The following is a 17194-nucleotide window of genomic DNA, read 5'->3' on the forward strand; positions in this document are numbered from 1 at the left end:
GCGGAGTAAGACGTCGGCGTTCCATGGAGCACCCCTCATCCGTCGCCTTCGGCGACAAGGGGAGAAGGAAGAGGCGCTCAAAACCTCTCCAGCCTCGTCCTCACCTTCGCCAGAAACGCCGCCCTGCTCTTCGGCGTCGAGGCATCCATCAGGTAATGCGCCAGGAAAACCGTCTTGCAGCGCGTGGCGCATAGCGCCCGCATGCCGCGCAGAATTGTCTTGCGTCCCGGCTGGCCGACGACCACGCTCCACCAGGTTGGCGCGCCGCAGGTGGTGATGACGCCGACCTTGGTTACGTGCCGCATCAGCGACGTGATCCGTCCCTTGCCGGCTGGCAATTTGAAGGCGATGTCGGTCGCCCAGACCCGGTCGAACCAGCCCTTCAGCATCGCTGGCAGGCCGTACCACCAGGTCGGATAGATGAAGAGGATCGCCTGCGCCCATTGCAGGTGCTCGAAATGCGGCTTGAGCGCCGGGTCTTGCGGCGCCCGGTCGTTGTAGAAGCGCCGCTCCTCGCAGCTCATCACCGGGTCGAAATTCTCGGCATAGAGGTCGAGCAGCCGCACGTCCCAGCCCCGCCCTTTCAGCACCTCGATCGCCATGTCGCGGATCGCCGCGCAATAGCTTTCAGGCACCGGATGGCAATAGACCACCAGCACGCGCATCAGAAGGCGTCCATCGTGGCCGCGACCTTCGCCATGAAGGCGTTGCGCGTCTCGTCGGTCGAAAGGTTCATCGAATAATGCGCGAGATAGGAGACGGGAGCGCCGGGCTTGATCGTGGCCCGCAGCATGCGCTTGACGATCTTGCGCGGCGGATCGCCCATCAGCATGGCGCGAAAACGGCTGCCGCCATAGGTCGTGATGGCCGCCATCTTGCGGATGTTATGCAGCGTCGGCCGCACCTTGCCGTCGACCAGCTTGAATGACACGCCGGGCAGGAACACGCGATCGAAGAACCCTTTCAGGATCGCCGGATAACCGTAATTCCAGACCGGGAAAGACAGCACCAGCGCCTCGGCCCTCTGGAGCCTCTCCACATAGCCGGCGACCGCGTCGTCCGGCCCGCGCGGGCCGTGGTAGCCGAGCCGCTCGGCGCGCGTCAGCCGCGGATCGAAATCCTCGGCGTAGAGGTCGCAATCGTCGACCGCATGCCCCGCCGCGGCGAGCCGCTCGACGATCGTCCGGTGCAGGCCGGCGTTGAAGCTGGTCTCCACCGGATGAGCGAAGAGCACGAGGATTTTCATCAGCCCGCCTTCTGCAATCCCTTGAACAGGAACGTCCGGCCGGAGCGATAATCGTAGTCCGGATTTTCCCAGGCAATCATCTTGCCGGGATTGAGCAGGCCTTGCGGATCGGTCTGGCGCTTGAAGGCGAGCTGGATCTCGTCGGTCTGCTTCATGCCGCCCTCTTCCAGCGTGTAGCGATGCGGATTGAAGATCGGGCAGCCGTTCTCTTCATGCAGGCGGATGATTTCGTTGAGCCGCGTCTCGGTGGTGAACTTGACCAGCGGCAGGCCGAAGCACGTGATGTTGCCGTCGAGCCGCACGAATTCGAGATGTGAAAACACTTCGCCGGGGAACATCGCGTCCATCTTTTCGACCAGCGCCAACTGGTTGGGGAACGGATAGAGCGACTGCAGGTAGGTAATCGACGGGTCGACGCGCAGCGCCCTCAGCGTCGTGTGGTTCCAGGCAAGCTCATAGGCCGGCGGCAGGCCTTTCTTGTCCTCGTCCGTCGCGGTTGCCGCGTTGAAGATGACCTCGCCGCCGGTGCGCCGGGTGAAGGTCAGGAAGGCGTCGAGCCCATGCCGCGCGACCATGACGACGCAGATGCTTTGCCCCTCGCGCAGGAATTTCTGGTGCCGCTTGAAATAGAGCTGCGGCACGGGTGCGGCGATCGGCGTGATCAGCTTGGTCAGGATGCCGTCCTGGCAGGCCAGCGCGTTGCCGTAGCGGGCAGCCGCCATGAAGCTGTCGAAACCGACAATGACGTCGACCCACTCATAGGCGGCGGTCAGCGGCATCTCGACTTCGATGATGATGCCGTTGGTGCCATAGGCATGCGTGACCTTGTGCAGGTCCTCGCCGGTGAGCTCGAGCGCCTTCGGCTCGGCCTCCATGGTGACGACGCGCAACCGCAGCACATTGCCGAAATCGCGCAAGCCGCCGAAATTGATCGAGCCGACGCCGCCCGAGCCGCCGGCGACGAAGCCGCCGATCGAAGCCGTGTTGTAGGTGGAAGGCGACATGCGCAGCTCCTGCCCGGAATGCGCCCGCGTCGCCTTGTCGATGTCGGCCAGCACGGCGCCCGGCCCGGTCACCACGCGTCCAGGCGCGATCGACTTGACCTTGTTCATCTCGGCAAGGTTGAGCACCACGCCGCCCGACAGCGGCATCGCCTGGCCGTAATTGCCGGTGCCGCTACCGCGCGGTGTCACCGGCACGCCGTGCCGGTGACAGGCAGCCAGAACGCGGATCACCTCGTCCTCGTTCTTCGGCGTAACGATCAGGTCGCCTTTGACGTGATCGAGCTGCGCCTTCAGCACCGGGCTGTACCAGTAGAAGTCGCGGCTTTTCTGCTGCACGATGGCCGGATGGTCGTCGACCTTGATCCCGTCGAGATCGCGCTTCAGCGCTGTGATATCCATCATCACACCATCAGTTCGTCGAGTTCGGCATAGTCGGGTAGTTGGCGTTCGATCGCCCTGCCCCCGCGCACCACGATGCGATCCGATTCGGGCCGCGACAGCAATTCGGTCCAGCTGCGGCCCTTGAAGACGACGAAGTCGGCGCTGCATCCGGCGGCAAGCGTCCCGGCGCCGTCGAGCCGCATCACCTCGGCCGGCGTCGCCGCCACCGCCCTGGGCCAATCGCCGACCGGATGGTCGAAATGCAGGATGCGCGTCGCCATGCGGTAGACTTCGAGCATATCGAGATCGCCATAGGCATAGAACGGATCGCGCGTGTTGTCGGAGGCCACCGCCACCTTGATGCCGCGCGCCTTCATCTCGTGCAGCATCGTCACGCCGCGCCAGCGCGGCGTCGTCTCGTTGTTGCGGCGATCCTGCAGATAGAGGTTGCACATCGGCAGCGACACAATGGCGAGCCCTGCCTTAGCCACCTTGTCCAGCGTGTCGAGCACCTCGAGGTCCGGCTGGCGCGCCAGCGAGCAGCAATGGCCGACCAGGATGTTGCCCTCGAAACCGCTCCACAGCGAAGCCTCGGCGATCTTCTTCAACGAGATCGCCGCGACGTCGTCGGTCTCGTCGGCATGGAAGTCGAGGTCGAGCCCGTGCTTGATCGCCTGCGCGAACACCTGGTCGAGCAGTTCCTCGAGATCGGGCACCATATAGGTGACGACGCCGAGCACACCCTTGGCCGCGGCGACGCGTTTCGCCAATTTCTCGAACCATTTCTTGTCGCGCACGCCTTCGATGCCGAGCAGGCAGGCCGCCTGCAGGTCGATGCGCCCGCGCCACTTGTCCCGCATCGCCTCGAACACCGGCCAGGATATCTCCTCCTGCGGCGGCACGCTGTCGAGATGCGTGCGCAAGGCCTTGGTGCCGTGCGCGTAGGCCGAGCGCAGTGAAAAATCCATGCGCCGCGCGACATCCTCGGCGCTCCAGCGCGCGGCGCGGTCGGCGCCGGTGGCATTGAGCGCGCCCATGAAGGTGCCGTCGGGATTGGGCTTTCGCGGCCAGATATGGCCTTTGTCGATATGGGTGTGGCAGTCGACGAAGCACGGCAGCACGATGCGGCCGGCAAGGTCGATCGCGTCGGGCTGCGCCACTGCCCGGTCGTGCGCGGCAAGATCGGCGATCTTGCCGTCGGCGACAGATATGTCGGCAAGCGCGAAGCCGTCGCCGTCGAAGGTTGCGGCGAGGCCGGGCGTGAGCGACCGATGGAGGCGGACGTTAGCCAGGCGATAAGAACCAGAGGTCGGTATCAAGGCCTGGCCCCCGCTGTCCTATGCAGAACCGTTCCCCAAAGGGGCCCCTCACTGTTCTCAATCAGGTCAACCACCCTAGCGCTCCTGCTTCAACGCGCTCTCGTGCCAGCGGCGCAGGATGAGGTGCGACACCAGCGACAGCACCAGGAAGATCAATATGCCGGTCAGCGAGATCAGGATCAGCGCCGCGAACAGACGCGGCGCGTTGAGCCGGTAGCCGGCCTCGATGATGCGCGACGCAAGCCCGGACGACTGCCCCTGCGCACCGGCGACGAATTCGGCCACCACCGCGCCGATCAGCGACAGGCCCCCGGCGATCTTCAGCCCGCCGAGGAAATAGGGCATCGCCGCCGGCAGGCGCAGATAGCGCAATTGCTGCCAGCGCGTCGCGCCATTGAGCTTGAACAGGTCGCGCAGGTTCCGGTCGACCGAGTTCAGGCCGAGCGTGGTGTTCGACAGGATCGGGAAGAAGGCGACGATCCAGGCACAGAGCAGCAGTTTGACGGTCTGGTTGTTCACGTAGATGTTGATCAGCGGGAAGATGGCGACGATCGGCGTCACCTGCAGCACGATGGCGAACGGGAAGAACGACATCTCCACCCATTTCGACTGCGCGAACAGCACCGCCAGCCCGACACCGCCGATCACGGCGAGAGCCAAGCTGAGGAAGGTGATCCTGAGCGTCACCAGCAGCGAGGAGAACAGCAACCCCGCGTCGTTGTGCAGCGTCTGCAGCACCACGCCCGGTCGCGGCAGGATATATTGCGGGATCTCGTTCCAGACGCAGATGCGGTCCCACAGCACGATCGCCAGCACCATGATCGCCAGCGGCAGCACCCATTTGCCGATGCGCTCCAGCCGCTCCTGGCGGGCGCGGCGCGCCTCTTCGGGATCGAGCTTCAACGTGGCGTCTTCAATGGCCGTCATGATGCGATCCGGCGGTTGAGTTGATGGCGTCGACCAGCACGTCCGAGGCCTGCCGGCAAAGCGCGGCATAGTCGGGTGAGGTCCGGAACGCCTCGTCGCGCGGGTAAGGCGCATCGACGGCGAGCTCGCCATGGACGCGGCCCGGCCGCGCGGCCATGACGACGACGCGGCTGGACAAGAACACGCTTTCGAAGACGCTGTGGGTGACGAAGACGACGGTGAAGCGCTCGTCCTGCCAAAGCTCCAGAAGGTCATTGTTGAGCTTGAAGCGGGTGATCTCGTCGAGCGCGGCGAAGGGCTCGTCCATCAGAAGGATGCGCGGCTTGGTCACCATGGCCCGCGCGATCGAGACGCGCATCTTCATACCGCCGGAAAGCTCGCGCGGCACGGCGTTCTCGAAGCCGGTGAGATGGACGCGCGACAGCATCTCCACCACAGCGGGTTCCGCCTTGGCGCGCGACACGCCCTTCAGCCTCAGCGGCAGCCAGACATTGTCGAAGACACTGGCCCAGGGCAGCAGCGTCGGCTCCTGGAAGACGAAACCGGTGTTCGAGCGGTCGATCGAGCCGCGCCAGTCGAGCTGGCCGGAAGTCGGCGTCGACAGTCCGGCGATCAGCCTGAGCGCCGTCGACTTGCCGCAGCCCGAAGGGCCGAGCAGGCTCAGGAAATCGCCCTCGCGGATCGTAAGGTCGACCTTGCTCAGCGCCGTCACGCCGTTGGAAAAGACCTTGCCGACATTGCGCAGCGCAAGCAGCATCGGGGTCTCTCCCGATGCCGCCCGCGTCTCAGCCACTTTCTCCAGGATCATCTCAGGCGGGCCGCCTTACTTCTTCAGCTCCAGCCCGACACCCTTGTTGATGAAGGCCAGCGTGTAGGCCTTCTTGATGTCGATACCCGGCTGCGCGACCTTGGCCTTGACCATCTTGTCGTAGAAGCTCTGGATGCGGGCTTCGTTCATGGTGCCGATGCCGAGCTTTTCCGAATCGCCCGAATCGACGACGCCGAACTTCTTCATCTGCTCGATCGAGAAGGCGATCTGCTCATCCGTCATGTCCGGATTGTCCTTCTTGATCATATCGTTGGCGGCCTTGTTGTCGCCGTAGAGGTATTTATACCAGCCCTTGGCCGAGCCATCGACGAAGCACTGCACCACCTCCGGCCGCTTGTCGATCGTATCCTGCATCACCTCGATGGTGGTCGAATAGGTATCCCAGCCATAGTCGGCGAGCAGGAACTGGTTCGGCACGAAGCCGCCCGCCTTCTGCACGGCGAACGGCTCGGACGTCACATAGCCCTGCTGGATCGACTTCTTGTTGGCGATGAAGGGCGCCGGGTTGAAGGTGTAGGGCACGCGCTTGGCGGCATCGAAGCCGAGATCGGTGACCATCCATTGGAAGAAGGTCTGCGCGCCTTCGTCGCCCATGATGTACTGGTCGGCGTTCTTCAGGTCTTCCCACTTGTCGAGCCCCTGCCCCGGCTGGGACATGATGACCTGCGGATCCTTCTGGAAGTCGGACGCGACGACGCGCATCGGAATGCCTTGCTGCACGGCGTCGAATGCCGAAAGCAGATTGCCGCCCATATAGAAATCGATCTTGCCGGCAAGCAGCATCGGCCGGCCGCTGACCTGCGGGCCGCCCTGCATGATGGTGACGTCGAGGCCGCAGGCGGCATAAGTGCCGTCGGCAACGGCCTGGTAATAGCCGCCATGCTCCGGCTCGGCCAGCCAGTTGGTGCCGAACGTCACCTTCTCGTTCGCGGCCGCGCTCAGCGTGCCCGCCACCAGCAAGGCGATCGAGCCCGCCAGGACCTTCCCATTTCCGATCATAAAACTCACCCTCTCTTGGCTCCGGCGCGCAACGCGCTGGGCTCGACACCATTGGTTCAAGAAGCAAGACACATGCCACCGCCCGAGCCGCCCGCTTGCGCGGCAGTCATTGCCGAGACCGGAAGGGTCATGCTGTACGCGAGGCATCGTGCCTATTTTTTGGACGCCTGTCCATAATCGCCCTGGCGGCATGCACCGCATCTTGAAGGTTTCATGAATCGAGCCTTAGTCTGCGGGTGCACAGGAGAATGCCATGCTGAAATACCTCGCCCCCAAGACGATCAAGCCGCCCTTCGCCCGCTACAGCCACGGCGTTGAAATACCCGCCGGAAAACGGCTTGTGCTGTGCTCCGGACAACTGGGCATCGGGGCTGACGACCATGTTCCCGAGGACGCCGGTGCCCAGGCCGAGCTCTGCTTCAAGAACATCGCCGCGATTCTGAGCGAAGCCGGGCTGACCTTGAACGACACCGTGCGCATCAACGCATTCGTCACCGACCGCGCGCACCTGCAGGCCTATATGGATGTCCGCAACCGCTTGTTTTCGGACCCGGCACCGGCCTCGACACTGATGATCGTTTCCGGCTTCGCGCGTCCGGAATTCAAGGTCGAGGTCGAAGTTCTGGCAGCAGGCTAGCTGTTGCCGGGGATAGTCTTTAGACCTCAGGACGGACAGCAGACCATCGGGAGACGAAAAGTGACGACAAGACGTGTGTGGTGGGGCGACTACCGGACGACCGAATATGCCTCGATCGACGCCGAAGCGACCGTCGCCGTGCTGCCTGTGGCGGCGATCGAGCAGCACGGCCCGCATCTGCCGGTCTCGACCGACACCTCGATCATGGTCGGCATGCTGGAGACGGTGATCGCGCGGCTGCCCGACGATCTCGACATCCGCATTCTGCCGGTGCAGGCGATCGGCAAGTCGAACGAGCACTTGCACGCGCCGGGAACGCTCACCTTGCCGGCCGCCACCTTAGTCGACGCCTGGACCGAACTAGGCCTGTCAGTCGCCCGCGCCGGGGTGAGGAAACTGATCATCGTCAATTCGCATGGCGGCAATGAAGAGATCATGGGCATCGTTTCGCGCGAATTGCGCGTGCGCGCCAAGATGCTGTCGGTGAAGACGAGCTGGCAGCGTTTCGGCCGTCCGGCCGGCATGTACACCGAGCTCGAGGACCGTCACGGCATCCATGGCGGCGATGTCGAGACCTCGCTGATGCTGCATTTCCGCCCTGATCTCGTCGACATGACCAAGGCGGATAACTTCGTCTCCAATGTCGCCCGCGCCGAAAAGGAATTCGCCCTGCTGCGCCACACCGGCACGCACGCCTTCGCCTGGATCGCCAGCGACCTCAACCCCAACGGCGTGGTCGGCGATGCTTCGATCGCCACGGCCGAGAAGGGCCGGCTGACGGCGGAAATGCAGGCCGACGGTTTTATCAACCTGGTCAGGGATGTACGCAAGGCGAAGCTTGCGGATTGGCTGTCGTAGCGTCCGCTCTGATCTACGCTTCGATATCCAATTCGAAGGGTATTCCCTCGAACGCGTCGGCGCCGCGCCCGATCGCCTCGATCGCCGCGATCATGCGGCCGTCGCGCTGAAGCAACATATCGGCGACGGCGATCAACCGTGGATTGGGTGTAGCCGTCGGCGAGAGGAAGCGCAGCGTCTTGGCCAGTTCCATCTCGTCGCGCTTCGGCGAAAGCGCCGCCGCGATGATGTAGGCCGATGCCGTCGAGCGGCTGACGCCGGCATAGCAATGCACCACCAGCGGCTTTGCCCGATCCCAGCGATAGGCGAAATCGAGCAAGGCCCGTACATGCTCCTCGCCGGGCATCGTCATGCCTTCCTGCGCCACGGCGATGTCATGCATGACGAGATGCAGGTGGTTTTCCGCCGCGATCGAGGCCGGGCGGACCACTTCGGTGCCGGCGGCGAGCAGCGACAACAACCGCTGAGCACCGGTCCTCGCCACGGTCTCGTCGACCTTCGACAGCGAACAGACGTGGATCATTGTCCGAACTCCTTCGGCGCATCCTTGCGCCTAGAGCATGATGCCGAAAAGTGTGAAGCGGTTTTCGGGCGACATCATGCTCTTTCTCTTTGATTTTGGGCCCACGTGGCAAGGGCGCCTTCGAGGCGCTGCCATTCCGCCTCGCTGCCTGGCAGTCCGATGCGCAGAACCTGAAGCCGTTCAGCGAAGTGACGGACCAGCACGCCACGCTCGCCGAGCGCCGAAAACAGGCTTGGAGCATCGTTGAAAGACACATAGCGGAACAGTGAGGTGCCGCCGGAAATTGGCACACCGGACTTTCCAAGCAGCGCGTCGAGTCGTTTGACATCGGAGGCGAGACGTACCCGCATGTCCTCTTGCCATCCCGCATCCGACAGCGCGCGGATGCCATATTCGAGCGCCGGACCGGCCACCGCCCAGGGCCCCAGCTGCGCATCCAGCCGCTCGGCCGTCAGTTGATCCGCCAGCGCGAAGCCGAGCCTCACACCTGCGAGGCCGAAGAACTTGCCGAACGAGCGCAGCACGACGATACCGCCCACCCCGACATCGCCGGCCAGGCTTTGCTCGATCGGGCCGACATCCATGAACGCTTCGTCGACGACAAGCAGCCCGCCCCTGGCGCGAAGCCGCGCCGCGAGATCGAGCAGGCGGGCTTTTTCGATCACCCGCCCGTCAGGATTGTTGGGATTGACCAGCACCGCCAGGTCCGCCTCGCCCAGCGCATCGAAATCGCTGACCTCGGCAACCGCATGGCCGGCGATGGCCGCGACCCGGGCGTGTTCGGCATAGGTCGGACCGAGCACCAGTGCCTTGCCGGGTCGCACCAATGACGCCACGCGCGGCAGGAGAATCTGCGTGCCGGGCGCCGCCGCCACATGTGCCGCTGACGGCGCGCCATAGGCCGAAGCCGCAATTTCGGCCAAATCACGCAGTTGTCCTGCCTCCGGCAATCGGGACAGGGCGGTGGCGGGCAGGTCGAAAAGCGGATAGGAGTGCGGATTGATACCTGTCGAGAGGTCCACGAAAGGTTGTGGTGCATGAGGAAAAAGCGCGCTTGCCCGGCCAAGGCTGCCGCCATGATCAACCGCTGCAATCGCTCCGCTTAGAAGCTTCATGTCAATCCTGATCGCTTTCCTGTCACTCGCCGTCGAACGCGCCCTCGGCTATCCGGACTGGCTGTTCAACGTTGTCGGCCATCCAGTCACCTGGATCGGCAGGCTGATATCCTTTCTCGATCGCCGGCTCAACCGCGCGACGGATTCCGACGAATTGCGTCGCCGCCGCGGCGCCCAGGCCTTGCTCGTCATTTTGCTGGTGCCCGGCCTGATCGGCCTGGCGCTGCATGTCCTGCTCTGGATCATGTTCCCCACGGGCCTCGTCATTGCCGCGATCCTCGGCTCCACGCTGCTGTCGCAGAAAAGCCTTGCCGAGCATGTCGAGGAGGTTGCCGACGCGCTGGAGACCGGCGGCCTGACGCTCGGCCGCATCGCCGTCTCACGCATCGTCGGCCGCGATCCCGAAAAGCTCGACAAAGCGGGCGTCGCGCGCGCCGCGATCGAAAGCCTGGCCGAGAATTTCTCCGACGGCATCGTCGCACCCGCCTTCTGGACCGGCATCGGCGGACTTGGCGGCGGCGCGGCCTACAAGGCCGCCAACACCGCCGATTCGATGATCGGCCACCGGACGCCGCAATATGAGGCCTTCGGCCGGGCCGCCGCCCGCTTCGACGATCTGGTCAACCTGCCCGCGTCGCGGCTCACCGGCCTGCTCATCGTGCTGGCGGCCTTTCTTGTCCCCGGCACCAATCCGCACGCCGCCTGGCAGGTCATGCGGCGCGACGCCAGCAAACACCGCTCGCCCAATGCCGGCTGGCCGGAGGCGGCGATGGCCGGTGCGCTCGGGCTGTCCCTCGCCGGACCGCGCAGCTATGGCGGCGAGGTCGTCGAGGACGCCTTCATGGGCGAAGGCGGCCGGCGCGAGGCCGAAAGCACCGACATCCGCCAGGCGCTGAAGCTCTATCGCGTGGCCGACTGGCTGCTGCTCGGCCTGTTCGCGACCCTGTCGGCGGTCGTGATCTACCTGACCATCCAGATCAGCGGCCAAGGCGTCGGCACGCTTTAGAACTCAATTCCCTGCTGCGCCTTCACGCCGGCGGAGAAATGGTGCTTGGTCAGCCCCATTTCGGTGACGAGGTCGGCCGCCTCGACGAGCAGCGGCTTGGCGTTGCGGCCGGTGACGATGACATGCAGGTCGCCCCGCCGCGCCTTCAGGGTCGCGACCACTTTCTCCAGGTCGAGATAGTCGTAGCGCAGCGCGATGTTGAGCTCGTCGAGCACCACGAGGCTTATCGACGGATCGGTCATCAGCTCGAGCGCCTTGGCCCAGGCGGCCTCGGCGGCGGCGATGTCGCGCTTGAGATCCTGGGTTTCCCAAGTGAACCCCTCGCCCATCGCGTGCCAGACGACGCGGTCGCCGAAAGCGGCGAAGGCGTCTTTCTCGCCGGTATGCCATTTCCCCTTGATGAACTGAACGACGCCGACGCGCTTGCCATAGCCCAGCATCCTCAGCGCCAAGCCGAACGCCGCCGTGGTCTTGCCCTTGCCCGGCCCGGTGTTGACGATCAGCAGCCCCTTCTCGATCGTCTTGCCGGCCACCTCGGCGTCCTGCACCGCCTTGCGCTTGGCCATCTTGGCGCGATGGCGCTCGGCATTCTTTTCCTCGATGGGCTTGTCTTCGATTTCAGCCATGTCATTTCACCTTGAGCGGCAGCCCCGCCACTATCATGAGAACGCTGTCGGCAGCGGCCGCGACCTGCTGGTTGAGCCGGCCGGCGGCATCGCGGAACCGGCGCGCCAGCGCGTTGTCCGGCACGATGCCGAGGCCGACTTCATTGGAAACCACGAACCACGGCCCGCGCGGCCGTGACAGCACATCCGCCAGACGCCGGCATTCGGCCTCGACATCATGTTCGGCCAGCATGTGATTGGTGAGCCACAGCGTCAGGCAATCGATCAGCACCGGCTGATGATCCGGCAAGGCCTCGATTGCGCCGGTGAGGTCGAGCGGCGCATCGACAGTGACCCAGCCTTGACCGCGCCGCGACCGATGCAGCGCGATGCGCTCGCGCATCTCGTCGTCATAGGCCTGCGCGGTGGCGATGTACGTCCAAGGCGATGGATGGGCGATCGTCAGGCTCTCGGCATGAGAACTCTTTCCCGAGCGCGCGCCGCCGAGGACGAAAGTCAGTTTCCGATTGGAAGCTGCGCTCGCGGCTGTCGCGCCGGTCATTGCCTGCCTTCACCGTTGGATGAATATTGTCGTGGCCATCAGGCCGACGGCGCGACTTTAGGCAGAAGCCCTCGGGCCGGCAAACCAAATTCCGCCACCGCCCGGCGCGATTGCGGCACAGGTCACGATTGCTGCGAGGCGGCGATCCGCGCCGCGACGAGCTGCTGCAACCGCCACAAATGCGCATCGTGGATGCCGCGCTGCTCGAGATTCTTCACCGTGTTGTAGAGATAGTCGGCGCCCGAACCCCAATGGCCGCAGGAGGTCGCCAGCCTTTCGACAACCGCCTCCTCGCTCAACGGGCCGGCATAGGTGGTGCCCTGGCGGTTGATGACGAAGGCCAGCGCCCGCAGCGGGCCGCCATCGCTCGTCATATTGAGCAGGCGCGGATGGTAGCTGGTCGGCTTCAGCGTCACCTCGCGCCGTAGGATCTTGTCGAGTTGCTCTCGCCTGTCGCCGTCGCCGAGCCGAAAGGCGACACCCCTGCACTGCCCGCCGCGGTCCAGCGCCATCATCAGGCCCGGGCTTTCCTTGGTCCCCCGCCAGCGCGTCATGTTCATGCAGAAGGATCTATGCCAGCCGCGCAGCAGGGCCACCCGCTCCTCGACATGCTCGATCTCGGGCTTCCAGATCAGCGAGCCATAGCCAAACAGCCAGAGCGGTTCGGTGGCTGGAAGCTGAGCCTCCAGCATGCGCGCCATTGCGTCATAATCGGCGTCATCCAGATGCGCGGCATCGGGATCAGGTCCCGCATCCTCGACCGTGCGAAAGCAGCGGGCGACCAGTTCCTCGGTAAGCGACATGGTTCTTGGCAGCATGCGTTCGACCTTAAGGTCCTCGCGTGGCCGCCACAATGCGCGGAGCCGGCAATTGACAACAGCTTTGCCCGGGTGTCGGCTGTCGCCAGCCAGGGAGATGCCGATGCAGCCCAATCCAAGCGATCGCGACCCTTACAACGGCCTGACCAGCCTGCAGCCGACCTTGCCGTCGGCGGCCTATTGGGACGCCGACGCCTACCGGCGCGATCTGGACGCCATCTGGTACCGAAGCTGGCTGATGGTCTGCCGCGAGGCCGATCTCGCCGAGCCCCTCGCCTTCCGTACGATCCGCGTCGGCAGCCAGCAGATCGTCGTGCTGCGCGACGAGACCGGTTCCTTGCGCGCCTTCCACAACACCTGCCGGCATCGCGGCTCGCAGCTTTGCCAGGAAAGCGCCGGGCGGCTGAAGGCCAGGCTGCTGACCTGCCCCTACCACGCATGGTCCTATTCGCTGCGCGGCGATCTCGTGCGCGTGCCGTCGAAATCTTTGCCCGACGGCTTCGACAAGGCCGATTATCCGCTCTACCGTGTGGCGATCTCGCTCTGGCGCGGCTTCGTCTTCATCAACCTCGCCGAGGACCCCGAGGGCTCGGTGGAAACCTCCTTCGATCGCGCCTCCGCCGACCTTTCCAACTGGCCGCTGGAAACGCTCGTCACCGGCCATCGGCTGACCAAGGTGATGAATTGCAACTGGAAGATCTTCTGGGAAAATTTCAACGAATGCCTGCACTGCCCGGGCGTGCACAAGGATCTGTCGCGGCTGGTGCCGATCTATGGCCGCGGCCTGATGGCAAGGCATGACGATCCCGAATGGTCGCGCCATGCCGACAATGACGATCCGGAATTCTCCGGCCGCCTGCGCGCCGGCGCCGAAACCTGGTCTAAGGACGGCCATGTGCACGGCCCGGTCTTTTCCGGCCTGACCCCGGCCGAGCGCGCCGCCGGCCAGACCTACGCCACCTCGCTGCCCTCGATGTTCATCGTCGGCCATGTCGACTACATGCGCACAGTGCGGCTCTCCCCGCTCGGTCCCGAGCAGACCGAGCTCACCGCCGAATGGCTGTTCGCGCCGGATGCGCTGGGAAAGACCGATATCGGCAACATCGTCGCCTTCGGCACCCAGGTGCTGGAGGAAGACGCCGCGATCTGCGAGATCAACCAGAAAGGCCTGCGCTCGATGCGCCACGAGGCCGGCGTGCTGATGCCGGAAGAATACGACCTGCACCGCTTCCACGATTGGGTGCGCGGCCGTCACGCGGCGTTCAAAACGCCTTCGGCAGATAGCGCCAGGTGACGAAGCCGCAGAAGGCGGCCAGGATGCCGAGCGTGACGAACACCGAGCCGAGGCCGAAGAAGGCGAGCACCACCGAATAGACCAGCGGCGGCGTCAGCTCGGAGAAGTCGAGATAGGTGCGGTAGACCGCCGCCATCTGCGCTCTTTCATAAGTGCGCACCGAGCGCATGAAGGCGGTCGAGCCAAGCGCGTCGAGCGCGATGGTGAAGAGCGCGCCACCCAGCAGCAGCGCGGCCGTGAGCAGCGGCGCTGCCTCGCCGACGCCGCCTGCCGCAAACAGCATGGCGGCCATGGCGAAATAGGCGAAGGTCATGACCCGCCTTCCGCCGAGCCGCTTGCCGGCCCTGCCCCAGAAGATCGCCACGAAGAGAAGCGCGTTGCCCGCCGAAACCAGCAGTCCGCCGGCGAGCTCGCCCTGGCCGGTGATCACCATGAACAACGGGCCGTAGACGAAGAACGTCGTCCAGAAGCAGGAGCGGCCGAAGGCGATCAGCCAGGCAAGCCTGAGCCTCGGCTGCTTCACGAAGCGGCCGATATTGGCGAGCGGATTGGCCGGGCGCGACTTGCCGGGCCGGATCGACTGGTTGTCGGTCAGCCGGTAGAACCAGAACAGGCAAAGCAGCGCGAACGCGAACACCACGACCGCGCCATGCGCGGCATAGATGCCGAAATGCGTGTAGAGGAAGATGCCCAGCGTCGGCCCGCCCGTCCAGGCGAACATCGACCAGGCCATGCGCAGCGATTCCGCCTGCATGAAGTCGGTCTTGCGGATGTGGTCCATGATGTAGAGGTTGAGCGTGATCGACAGCGCGCTCGCCCCCATGACGCGGCAAAGCATGCCGGCGATCTGTCCGGGCAGCGTGTGGGTGACGAAGAAAGCGGAGCCGATCGCCAGCAGCACGCAGCCGGCCGTGTAGACCCAGCGCCGCGCGAAGCGGCGGATCAGCATCGGCATGAACAGCGTGACCGAAAGGCCCATCAAGGACACGACGGTGTAGAGGATCGAGACGATCCGCTCATTGTGCAGGATCTCGTAGGCCTGGATCGGGATCACGCTGGAGATGCTGGCGCGAGCGAAGGATTCCACCGCATAGAGCGAGGCGAAGGTGCGCGCATCCGCCGGCCGCAGGGCCGGAAGCCAGATCGGATGGCGCACATGGGTGGACATCGGCCCTCCGGGACGTGAATCACCGCTCAAATCTGGCCGGGCCAGTTGCCGGCCAGTAACAGGAAACCGACCCCCAGGGGTCGAAAAGCGAAGCCTGCCAAAGGCTTTCCGGCGCTGGCCTAAAGCGAAATTTCATGGCTGTCATAAGACGCATTGATGGCCGCCTGCTTCTGTCGTCGGCTTGAACCGTGATAGTCGTTTGAGACGACTGAATCGGATTGCCAGACGATGAGCCTTCAAACGACGAGCGAACCTGTTCAGGACGCGTCCAAGCAGGGCCGCATCCAGGCCATCGACATCCTGCGCGCCGTCGCGCTGATCGCGATGGCGAGCTACCACTTCACCTGGGACCTCGAAAACTTCGGCTACACCACACCAGCCCTCACCGCCTTCGGCTGGTGGAAGTTCTATGCGCGCTGCATTGCCTCGACCTTCCTGTTCCTGGTCGGCGTCAGCCTCTTCCTCGCCCATGGCCGTCAGATCCGCTGGCCAGGCTTCTGGAAGCGTTTTGCCATGGTCGCCGTGGCGGCGATCGCCATTTCGACGGTCACTTATTTCGTCACCCCGGACGGCTTCATCTTCTTTGGCATTCTGCACGAGATCGCGCTGGCGAGCTTGCTCGGCCTCGCCTTTCTCAGGCTGCCCTGGCTGCTGACGGCAATCATTGCTGCGGCCGTCATTGCAGCACCCTACTATCTGCGGTCGGAGTTCTTCGACCATCCGGCGCTGTGGTGGGTTGGCCTTTCCGCCACCAACCCGCGTTCCAACGACTATGTGCCGCTCTTCCCCTGGTTTGGCGCGGTGCTTGCGGGCGTAGCCACGGTGAAGCTCGCTTCGGCGTCGGGCTTGCTCGCCCGCTTGGGAACATGGGCGCCCGGCCGCTGGTCGAACCCGCTGACCTTCATCGGCCGGCACAGTCTCGCCTTCTACCTCATCCACCAGCCGCTTCTGTTCGGCTCGGTATGGCTGTTCTCGCAGGTCATGCCCGCCGCCCCTCAGGACAAGGAAGCCGGCTTCCTGCCGGCTTGCAAGGCGCAGTGCGAACAGCAGCGGGACAGCAAGTTCTGTACGAGCTATTGTGGCTGTATGCTGGACACGCTGAAGGGCGAAGGGTCTCTCGACAAGCTCTACGCCAACGACCAGTCCAGCGTCTGGAAATCGCATCTGGCCGATCTGGCGGAAACCTGCACCGCCGCGACGCAGGACCAGATGGAGGGAGGGCAGCAATGACAGGCATCGTAAAGCCCAGACACGGGATCATTCCCTGGCCGCCAGTGATCTATGTCGTGGCGATTGCGGCGAGCGTCGCCCTCGGCATGCTCTACCCGCTGCCCTGGATCGGCGACATCTTCGGCGATCTCCTGTTTGGCGTCGGCTGGGTGGCGCTGTTCGGCGTCGCCATGCTGTGGATCACGGCCATCCGCGCCATGTTCAAAGCCAAGACGACGCTCGACCCGAACGCCGAGCCCGATCATCTGGTGACGTCGGGCCCCTTCGGCATCACCCGCAACCCGATGTATCTCGCCAACACGCTGCTGTTGATCGGCGTCGCCTTCATCACCGGCATCGCCTGGTTCCTGCTCTTTGCCTTCCTAGCCGCTTTCGCGACGCAGAAGCTGGCGATCGAGAAGGAGGAAAAAATCCTGGCAGCGAAGTTCGGCAAGAAATACCGCGACTACGCAAAAAGGGTGCGCCGCTGGATTTGAAGCTGCTTCGCAAGGATCGGCGCGGGGTCAGTCTACCTTGGCTGGTAGGATCCGCATTTAGCTTAGCCGCGACGCCTGATCCGTCGTCATTCTAGGGCGAAGCGAGGAGCGAAGCGACGCGCGCAGACCCTCTTATGACCGTGGTCAAGAGTGATGGATGAACTTTTCCGCCCCATGTCGTTTGTCACAGGTTTGTT

The 17194-nt window shown here is 64.3% G+C and carries 19 protein-coding genes; 6 read left to right on the plus strand and 13 right to left on the minus strand.

What is annotated here, in order from left to right:
- Positions 1–77: 77 nt before the first annotated feature.
- The 7 genes from FJ956_RS16985 to FJ956_RS17015 all read right to left on the minus strand — a co-directional run bounded on the left by FJ956_RS16985 (position 78) and on the right by FJ956_RS17015 (position 6705).
- Complete coding sequence (locus FJ956_RS16985) at positions 78–665, minus strand: NAD(P)H-dependent oxidoreductase (protein WP_140678696.1); 588 nt, start codon at positions 663–665, stop codon at positions 78–80.
- Positions 665–1246 (minus strand): NAD(P)H-dependent oxidoreductase, encoded by a 582-nt coding sequence (locus FJ956_RS16990; RefSeq protein ID WP_181170236.1) that lies wholly within the window; start codon positions 1244–1246, stop codon positions 665–667. Before FJ956_RS16990 ends, FJ956_RS16985 begins: the two co-directional genes overlap by 1 nt.
- On the minus strand, positions 1246–2649 hold the full coding sequence (locus tag FJ956_RS16995; protein WP_140678808.1) for an FAD-binding oxidoreductase: 1404 nt from the start codon (positions 2647–2649) through the stop codon (positions 1246–1248). The genes FJ956_RS16990 and FJ956_RS16995 overlap by 1 nt, the downstream gene beginning before the upstream one ends.
- Before the next feature lie 2 nt (positions 2650–2651).
- Positions 2652–3950: a cytosine deaminase gene (locus FJ956_RS17000; RefSeq protein WP_140678691.1), complete on the minus strand. Its 1299-nt coding sequence runs from the start codon at positions 3948–3950 to the stop codon at positions 2652–2654.
- 75 nt (positions 3951–4025) lie between these two features.
- On the minus strand, positions 4026–4877 hold the full coding sequence (locus FJ956_RS17005; protein ID WP_140678689.1) for an ABC transporter permease: 852 nt from the start codon (positions 4875–4877) through the stop codon (positions 4026–4028).
- Positions 4864–5685 (minus strand): ABC transporter ATP-binding protein, encoded by an 822-nt coding sequence (locus FJ956_RS17010; protein WP_140678687.1) that lies wholly within the window; start codon positions 5683–5685, stop codon positions 4864–4866. The genes FJ956_RS17005 and FJ956_RS17010 overlap by 14 nt, the downstream gene beginning before the upstream one ends.
- Positions 5686–5700: 15 nt before the next feature.
- Complete coding sequence (locus tag FJ956_RS17015; RefSeq protein WP_140678685.1) at positions 5701–6705, minus strand: ABC transporter substrate-binding protein; 1005 nt, start codon at positions 6703–6705, stop codon at positions 5701–5703.
- A 253-nt stretch (positions 6706–6958) separates the two neighbouring features.
- Here FJ956_RS17015 and FJ956_RS17020 point away from each other — a divergent pair, with 253 nt between their 5' ends.
- Both FJ956_RS17020 and FJ956_RS17025 read left to right on the plus strand, forming a co-directional pair.
- Positions 6959–7342: a RidA family protein gene (locus FJ956_RS17020; protein WP_140678683.1), complete on the plus strand. Its 384-nt coding sequence runs from the start codon at positions 6959–6961 to the stop codon at positions 7340–7342.
- Positions 7343–7402: 60 nt separating this feature from the next.
- The gene (locus tag FJ956_RS17025) at positions 7403–8200 is read left to right on the plus strand and encodes a creatininase family protein (RefSeq protein ID WP_140678681.1); all 798 of its coding nucleotides are present in this window, start codon (positions 7403–7405) and stop codon (positions 8198–8200) included.
- 13 nt (positions 8201–8213) lie between these two features.
- On the opposite strand, the gene FJ956_RS17030 is transcribed toward FJ956_RS17025, so the two are convergent.
- Positions 8214–8723, minus strand: coding sequence for a tyrosine phosphatase family protein (locus FJ956_RS17030; protein WP_140678679.1), 510 nt, complete (start codon positions 8721–8723; stop codon positions 8214–8216).
- A gap of 74 nt (positions 8724–8797) precedes the next feature.
- Positions 8798–9838 carry a threonine-phosphate decarboxylase CobD gene (cobD, locus tag FJ956_RS17035; RefSeq protein ID WP_140678677.1) on the minus strand — a complete coding sequence of 347 codons (1041 nt, stop codon included), beginning with the start codon at positions 9836–9838 and terminating at the stop codon, positions 8798–8800.
- On the opposite strand from cobD, the gene cbiB reads away from it, so the two are divergent.
- Entirely contained in the window at positions 9837–10844 is a 1008-nt protein-coding gene (gene cbiB, locus FJ956_RS17040) for an adenosylcobinamide-phosphate synthase CbiB (protein ID WP_140678675.1), read from the plus strand. The two genes, cobD and cbiB, sit on opposite strands and share 2 nt — an antisense overlap.
- Here the strand turns inward: cbiB and cobO are convergent.
- The 3 genes from cobO to FJ956_RS17055 all read right to left on the minus strand — a co-directional run bounded on the left by cobO (position 10841) and on the right by FJ956_RS17055 (position 12829).
- A complete protein-coding gene (gene cobO, locus FJ956_RS17045) occupies positions 10841–11470 on the minus strand; it encodes a cob(I)yrinic acid a,c-diamide adenosyltransferase (RefSeq protein WP_140678673.1) in 630 nt (209 codons plus the stop codon). The genes cbiB and cobO overlap by 4 nt on opposite strands.
- A 1-nt stretch (position 11471) precedes the next feature.
- Positions 11472–12011: a bifunctional adenosylcobinamide kinase/adenosylcobinamide-phosphate guanylyltransferase gene (gene cobU / locus FJ956_RS17050; RefSeq protein ID WP_140678671.1), complete on the minus strand. Its 540-nt coding sequence runs from the start codon at positions 12009–12011 to the stop codon at positions 11472–11474.
- A gap of 122 nt (positions 12012–12133) precedes the next feature.
- Positions 12134–12829, minus strand: coding sequence for a gamma-glutamylcyclotransferase (locus FJ956_RS17055; RefSeq protein WP_140678669.1), 696 nt, complete (start codon positions 12827–12829; stop codon positions 12134–12136).
- A gap of 103 nt (positions 12830–12932) precedes the next feature.
- Here FJ956_RS17055 and FJ956_RS17060 point away from each other — a divergent pair, with 103 nt between their 5' ends.
- Positions 12933–14123 carry an aromatic ring-hydroxylating dioxygenase subunit alpha gene (locus FJ956_RS17060; RefSeq protein WP_140678667.1) on the plus strand — a complete coding sequence of 397 codons (1191 nt, stop codon included), beginning with the start codon at positions 12933–12935 and terminating at the stop codon, positions 14121–14123.
- On the opposite strand, the gene FJ956_RS17065 is transcribed toward FJ956_RS17060, so the two are convergent.
- Positions 14092–15291 carry an MFS transporter gene (locus FJ956_RS17065; protein WP_140678665.1) on the minus strand — a complete coding sequence of 400 codons (1200 nt, stop codon included), beginning with the start codon at positions 15289–15291 and terminating at the stop codon, positions 14092–14094. The two genes, FJ956_RS17060 and FJ956_RS17065, sit on opposite strands and share 32 nt — an antisense overlap.
- Before the next feature lie 228 nt (positions 15292–15519).
- On the opposite strand from FJ956_RS17065, the gene FJ956_RS17070 reads away from it, so the two are divergent.
- Complete coding sequence (locus FJ956_RS17070) at positions 15520–16521, plus strand: DUF1624 domain-containing protein (protein WP_140678663.1); 1002 nt, start codon at positions 15520–15522, stop codon at positions 16519–16521.
- Positions 16518–16997, plus strand: coding sequence for an isoprenylcysteine carboxylmethyltransferase family protein (locus FJ956_RS17075; RefSeq protein WP_140678661.1), 480 nt, complete (start codon positions 16518–16520; stop codon positions 16995–16997). The genes FJ956_RS17070 and FJ956_RS17075 overlap by 4 nt, the downstream gene beginning before the upstream one ends.
- Positions 16998–17194: the final 197 nt, after the last annotated feature.

Source organism: Mesorhizobium sp. B2-4-3, from assembly GCF_006442815.1.
GTDB lineage: Bacteria > Pseudomonadota > Alphaproteobacteria > Rhizobiales > Rhizobiaceae > Mesorhizobium.

Excerpts from the sequence above, each read along its gene's own strand:
- FJ956_RS16995 (WP_140678808.1), bottom strand. The coding sequence starts at position 2,649 with ATGGATATCACAGCGCTGAAGCGCGATCTCGACGGGATCAAGGTCGAC.
- FJ956_RS16990 (WP_181170236.1), bottom strand. The coding sequence starts at position 1,246 with ATGAAAATCCTCGTGCTCTTCGCTCATCCGGTGGAGACCAGCTTCAAC.
- FJ956_RS17060 (WP_140678667.1), top strand. The coding sequence starts at position 12,933 with ATGCAGCCCAATCCAAGCGATCGCGACCCTTACAACGGCCTGACCAGC.
- cobO (WP_140678673.1), bottom strand. The coding sequence starts at position 11,470 with ATGGCTGAAATCGAAGACAAGCCCATCGAGGAAAAGAATGCCGAGCGC.
- FJ956_RS17015 (WP_140678685.1), bottom strand. The coding sequence starts at position 6,705 with ATGATCGGAAATGGGAAGGTCCTGGCGGGCTCGATCGCCTTGCTGGTG.
- cbiB (WP_140678675.1), top strand. The coding sequence starts at position 9,837 with ATGTCAATCCTGATCGCTTTCCTGTCACTCGCCGTCGAACGCGCCCTC.
- FJ956_RS17055 (WP_140678669.1), bottom strand. The coding sequence starts at position 12,829 with ATGCTGCCAAGAACCATGTCGCTTACCGAGGAACTGGTCGCCCGCTGC.
- cobU (WP_140678671.1), bottom strand. The coding sequence starts at position 12,011 with ATGACCGGCGCGACAGCCGCGAGCGCAGCTTCCAATCGGAAACTGACT.
- FJ956_RS17030 (WP_140678679.1), bottom strand. The coding sequence starts at position 8,723 with ATGATCCACGTCTGTTCGCTGTCGAAGGTCGACGAGACCGTGGCGAGG.
- FJ956_RS17075 (WP_140678661.1), top strand. The coding sequence starts at position 16,518 with ATGACAGGCATCGTAAAGCCCAGACACGGGATCATTCCCTGGCCGCCA.
- FJ956_RS17070 (WP_140678663.1), top strand. The coding sequence starts at position 15,520 with ATGAGCCTTCAAACGACGAGCGAACCTGTTCAGGACGCGTCCAAGCAG.
- FJ956_RS17020 (WP_140678683.1), top strand. The coding sequence starts at position 6,959 with ATGCTGAAATACCTCGCCCCCAAGACGATCAAGCCGCCCTTCGCCCGC.
- FJ956_RS17005 (WP_140678689.1), bottom strand. The coding sequence starts at position 4,877 with ATGACGGCCATTGAAGACGCCACGTTGAAGCTCGATCCCGAAGAGGCG.
- FJ956_RS17065 (WP_140678665.1), bottom strand. The coding sequence starts at position 15,291 with ATGTCCACCCATGTGCGCCATCCGATCTGGCTTCCGGCCCTGCGGCCG.
- cobD (WP_140678677.1), bottom strand. The coding sequence starts at position 9,838 with ATGAAGCTTCTAAGCGGAGCGATTGCAGCGGTTGATCATGGCGGCAGC.
- FJ956_RS17010 (WP_140678687.1), bottom strand. The coding sequence starts at position 5,685 with ATGATCCTGGAGAAAGTGGCTGAGACGCGGGCGGCATCGGGAGAGACC.
- FJ956_RS16985 (WP_140678696.1), bottom strand. The coding sequence starts at position 665 with ATGCGCGTGCTGGTGGTCTATTGCCATCCGGTGCCTGAAAGCTATTGC.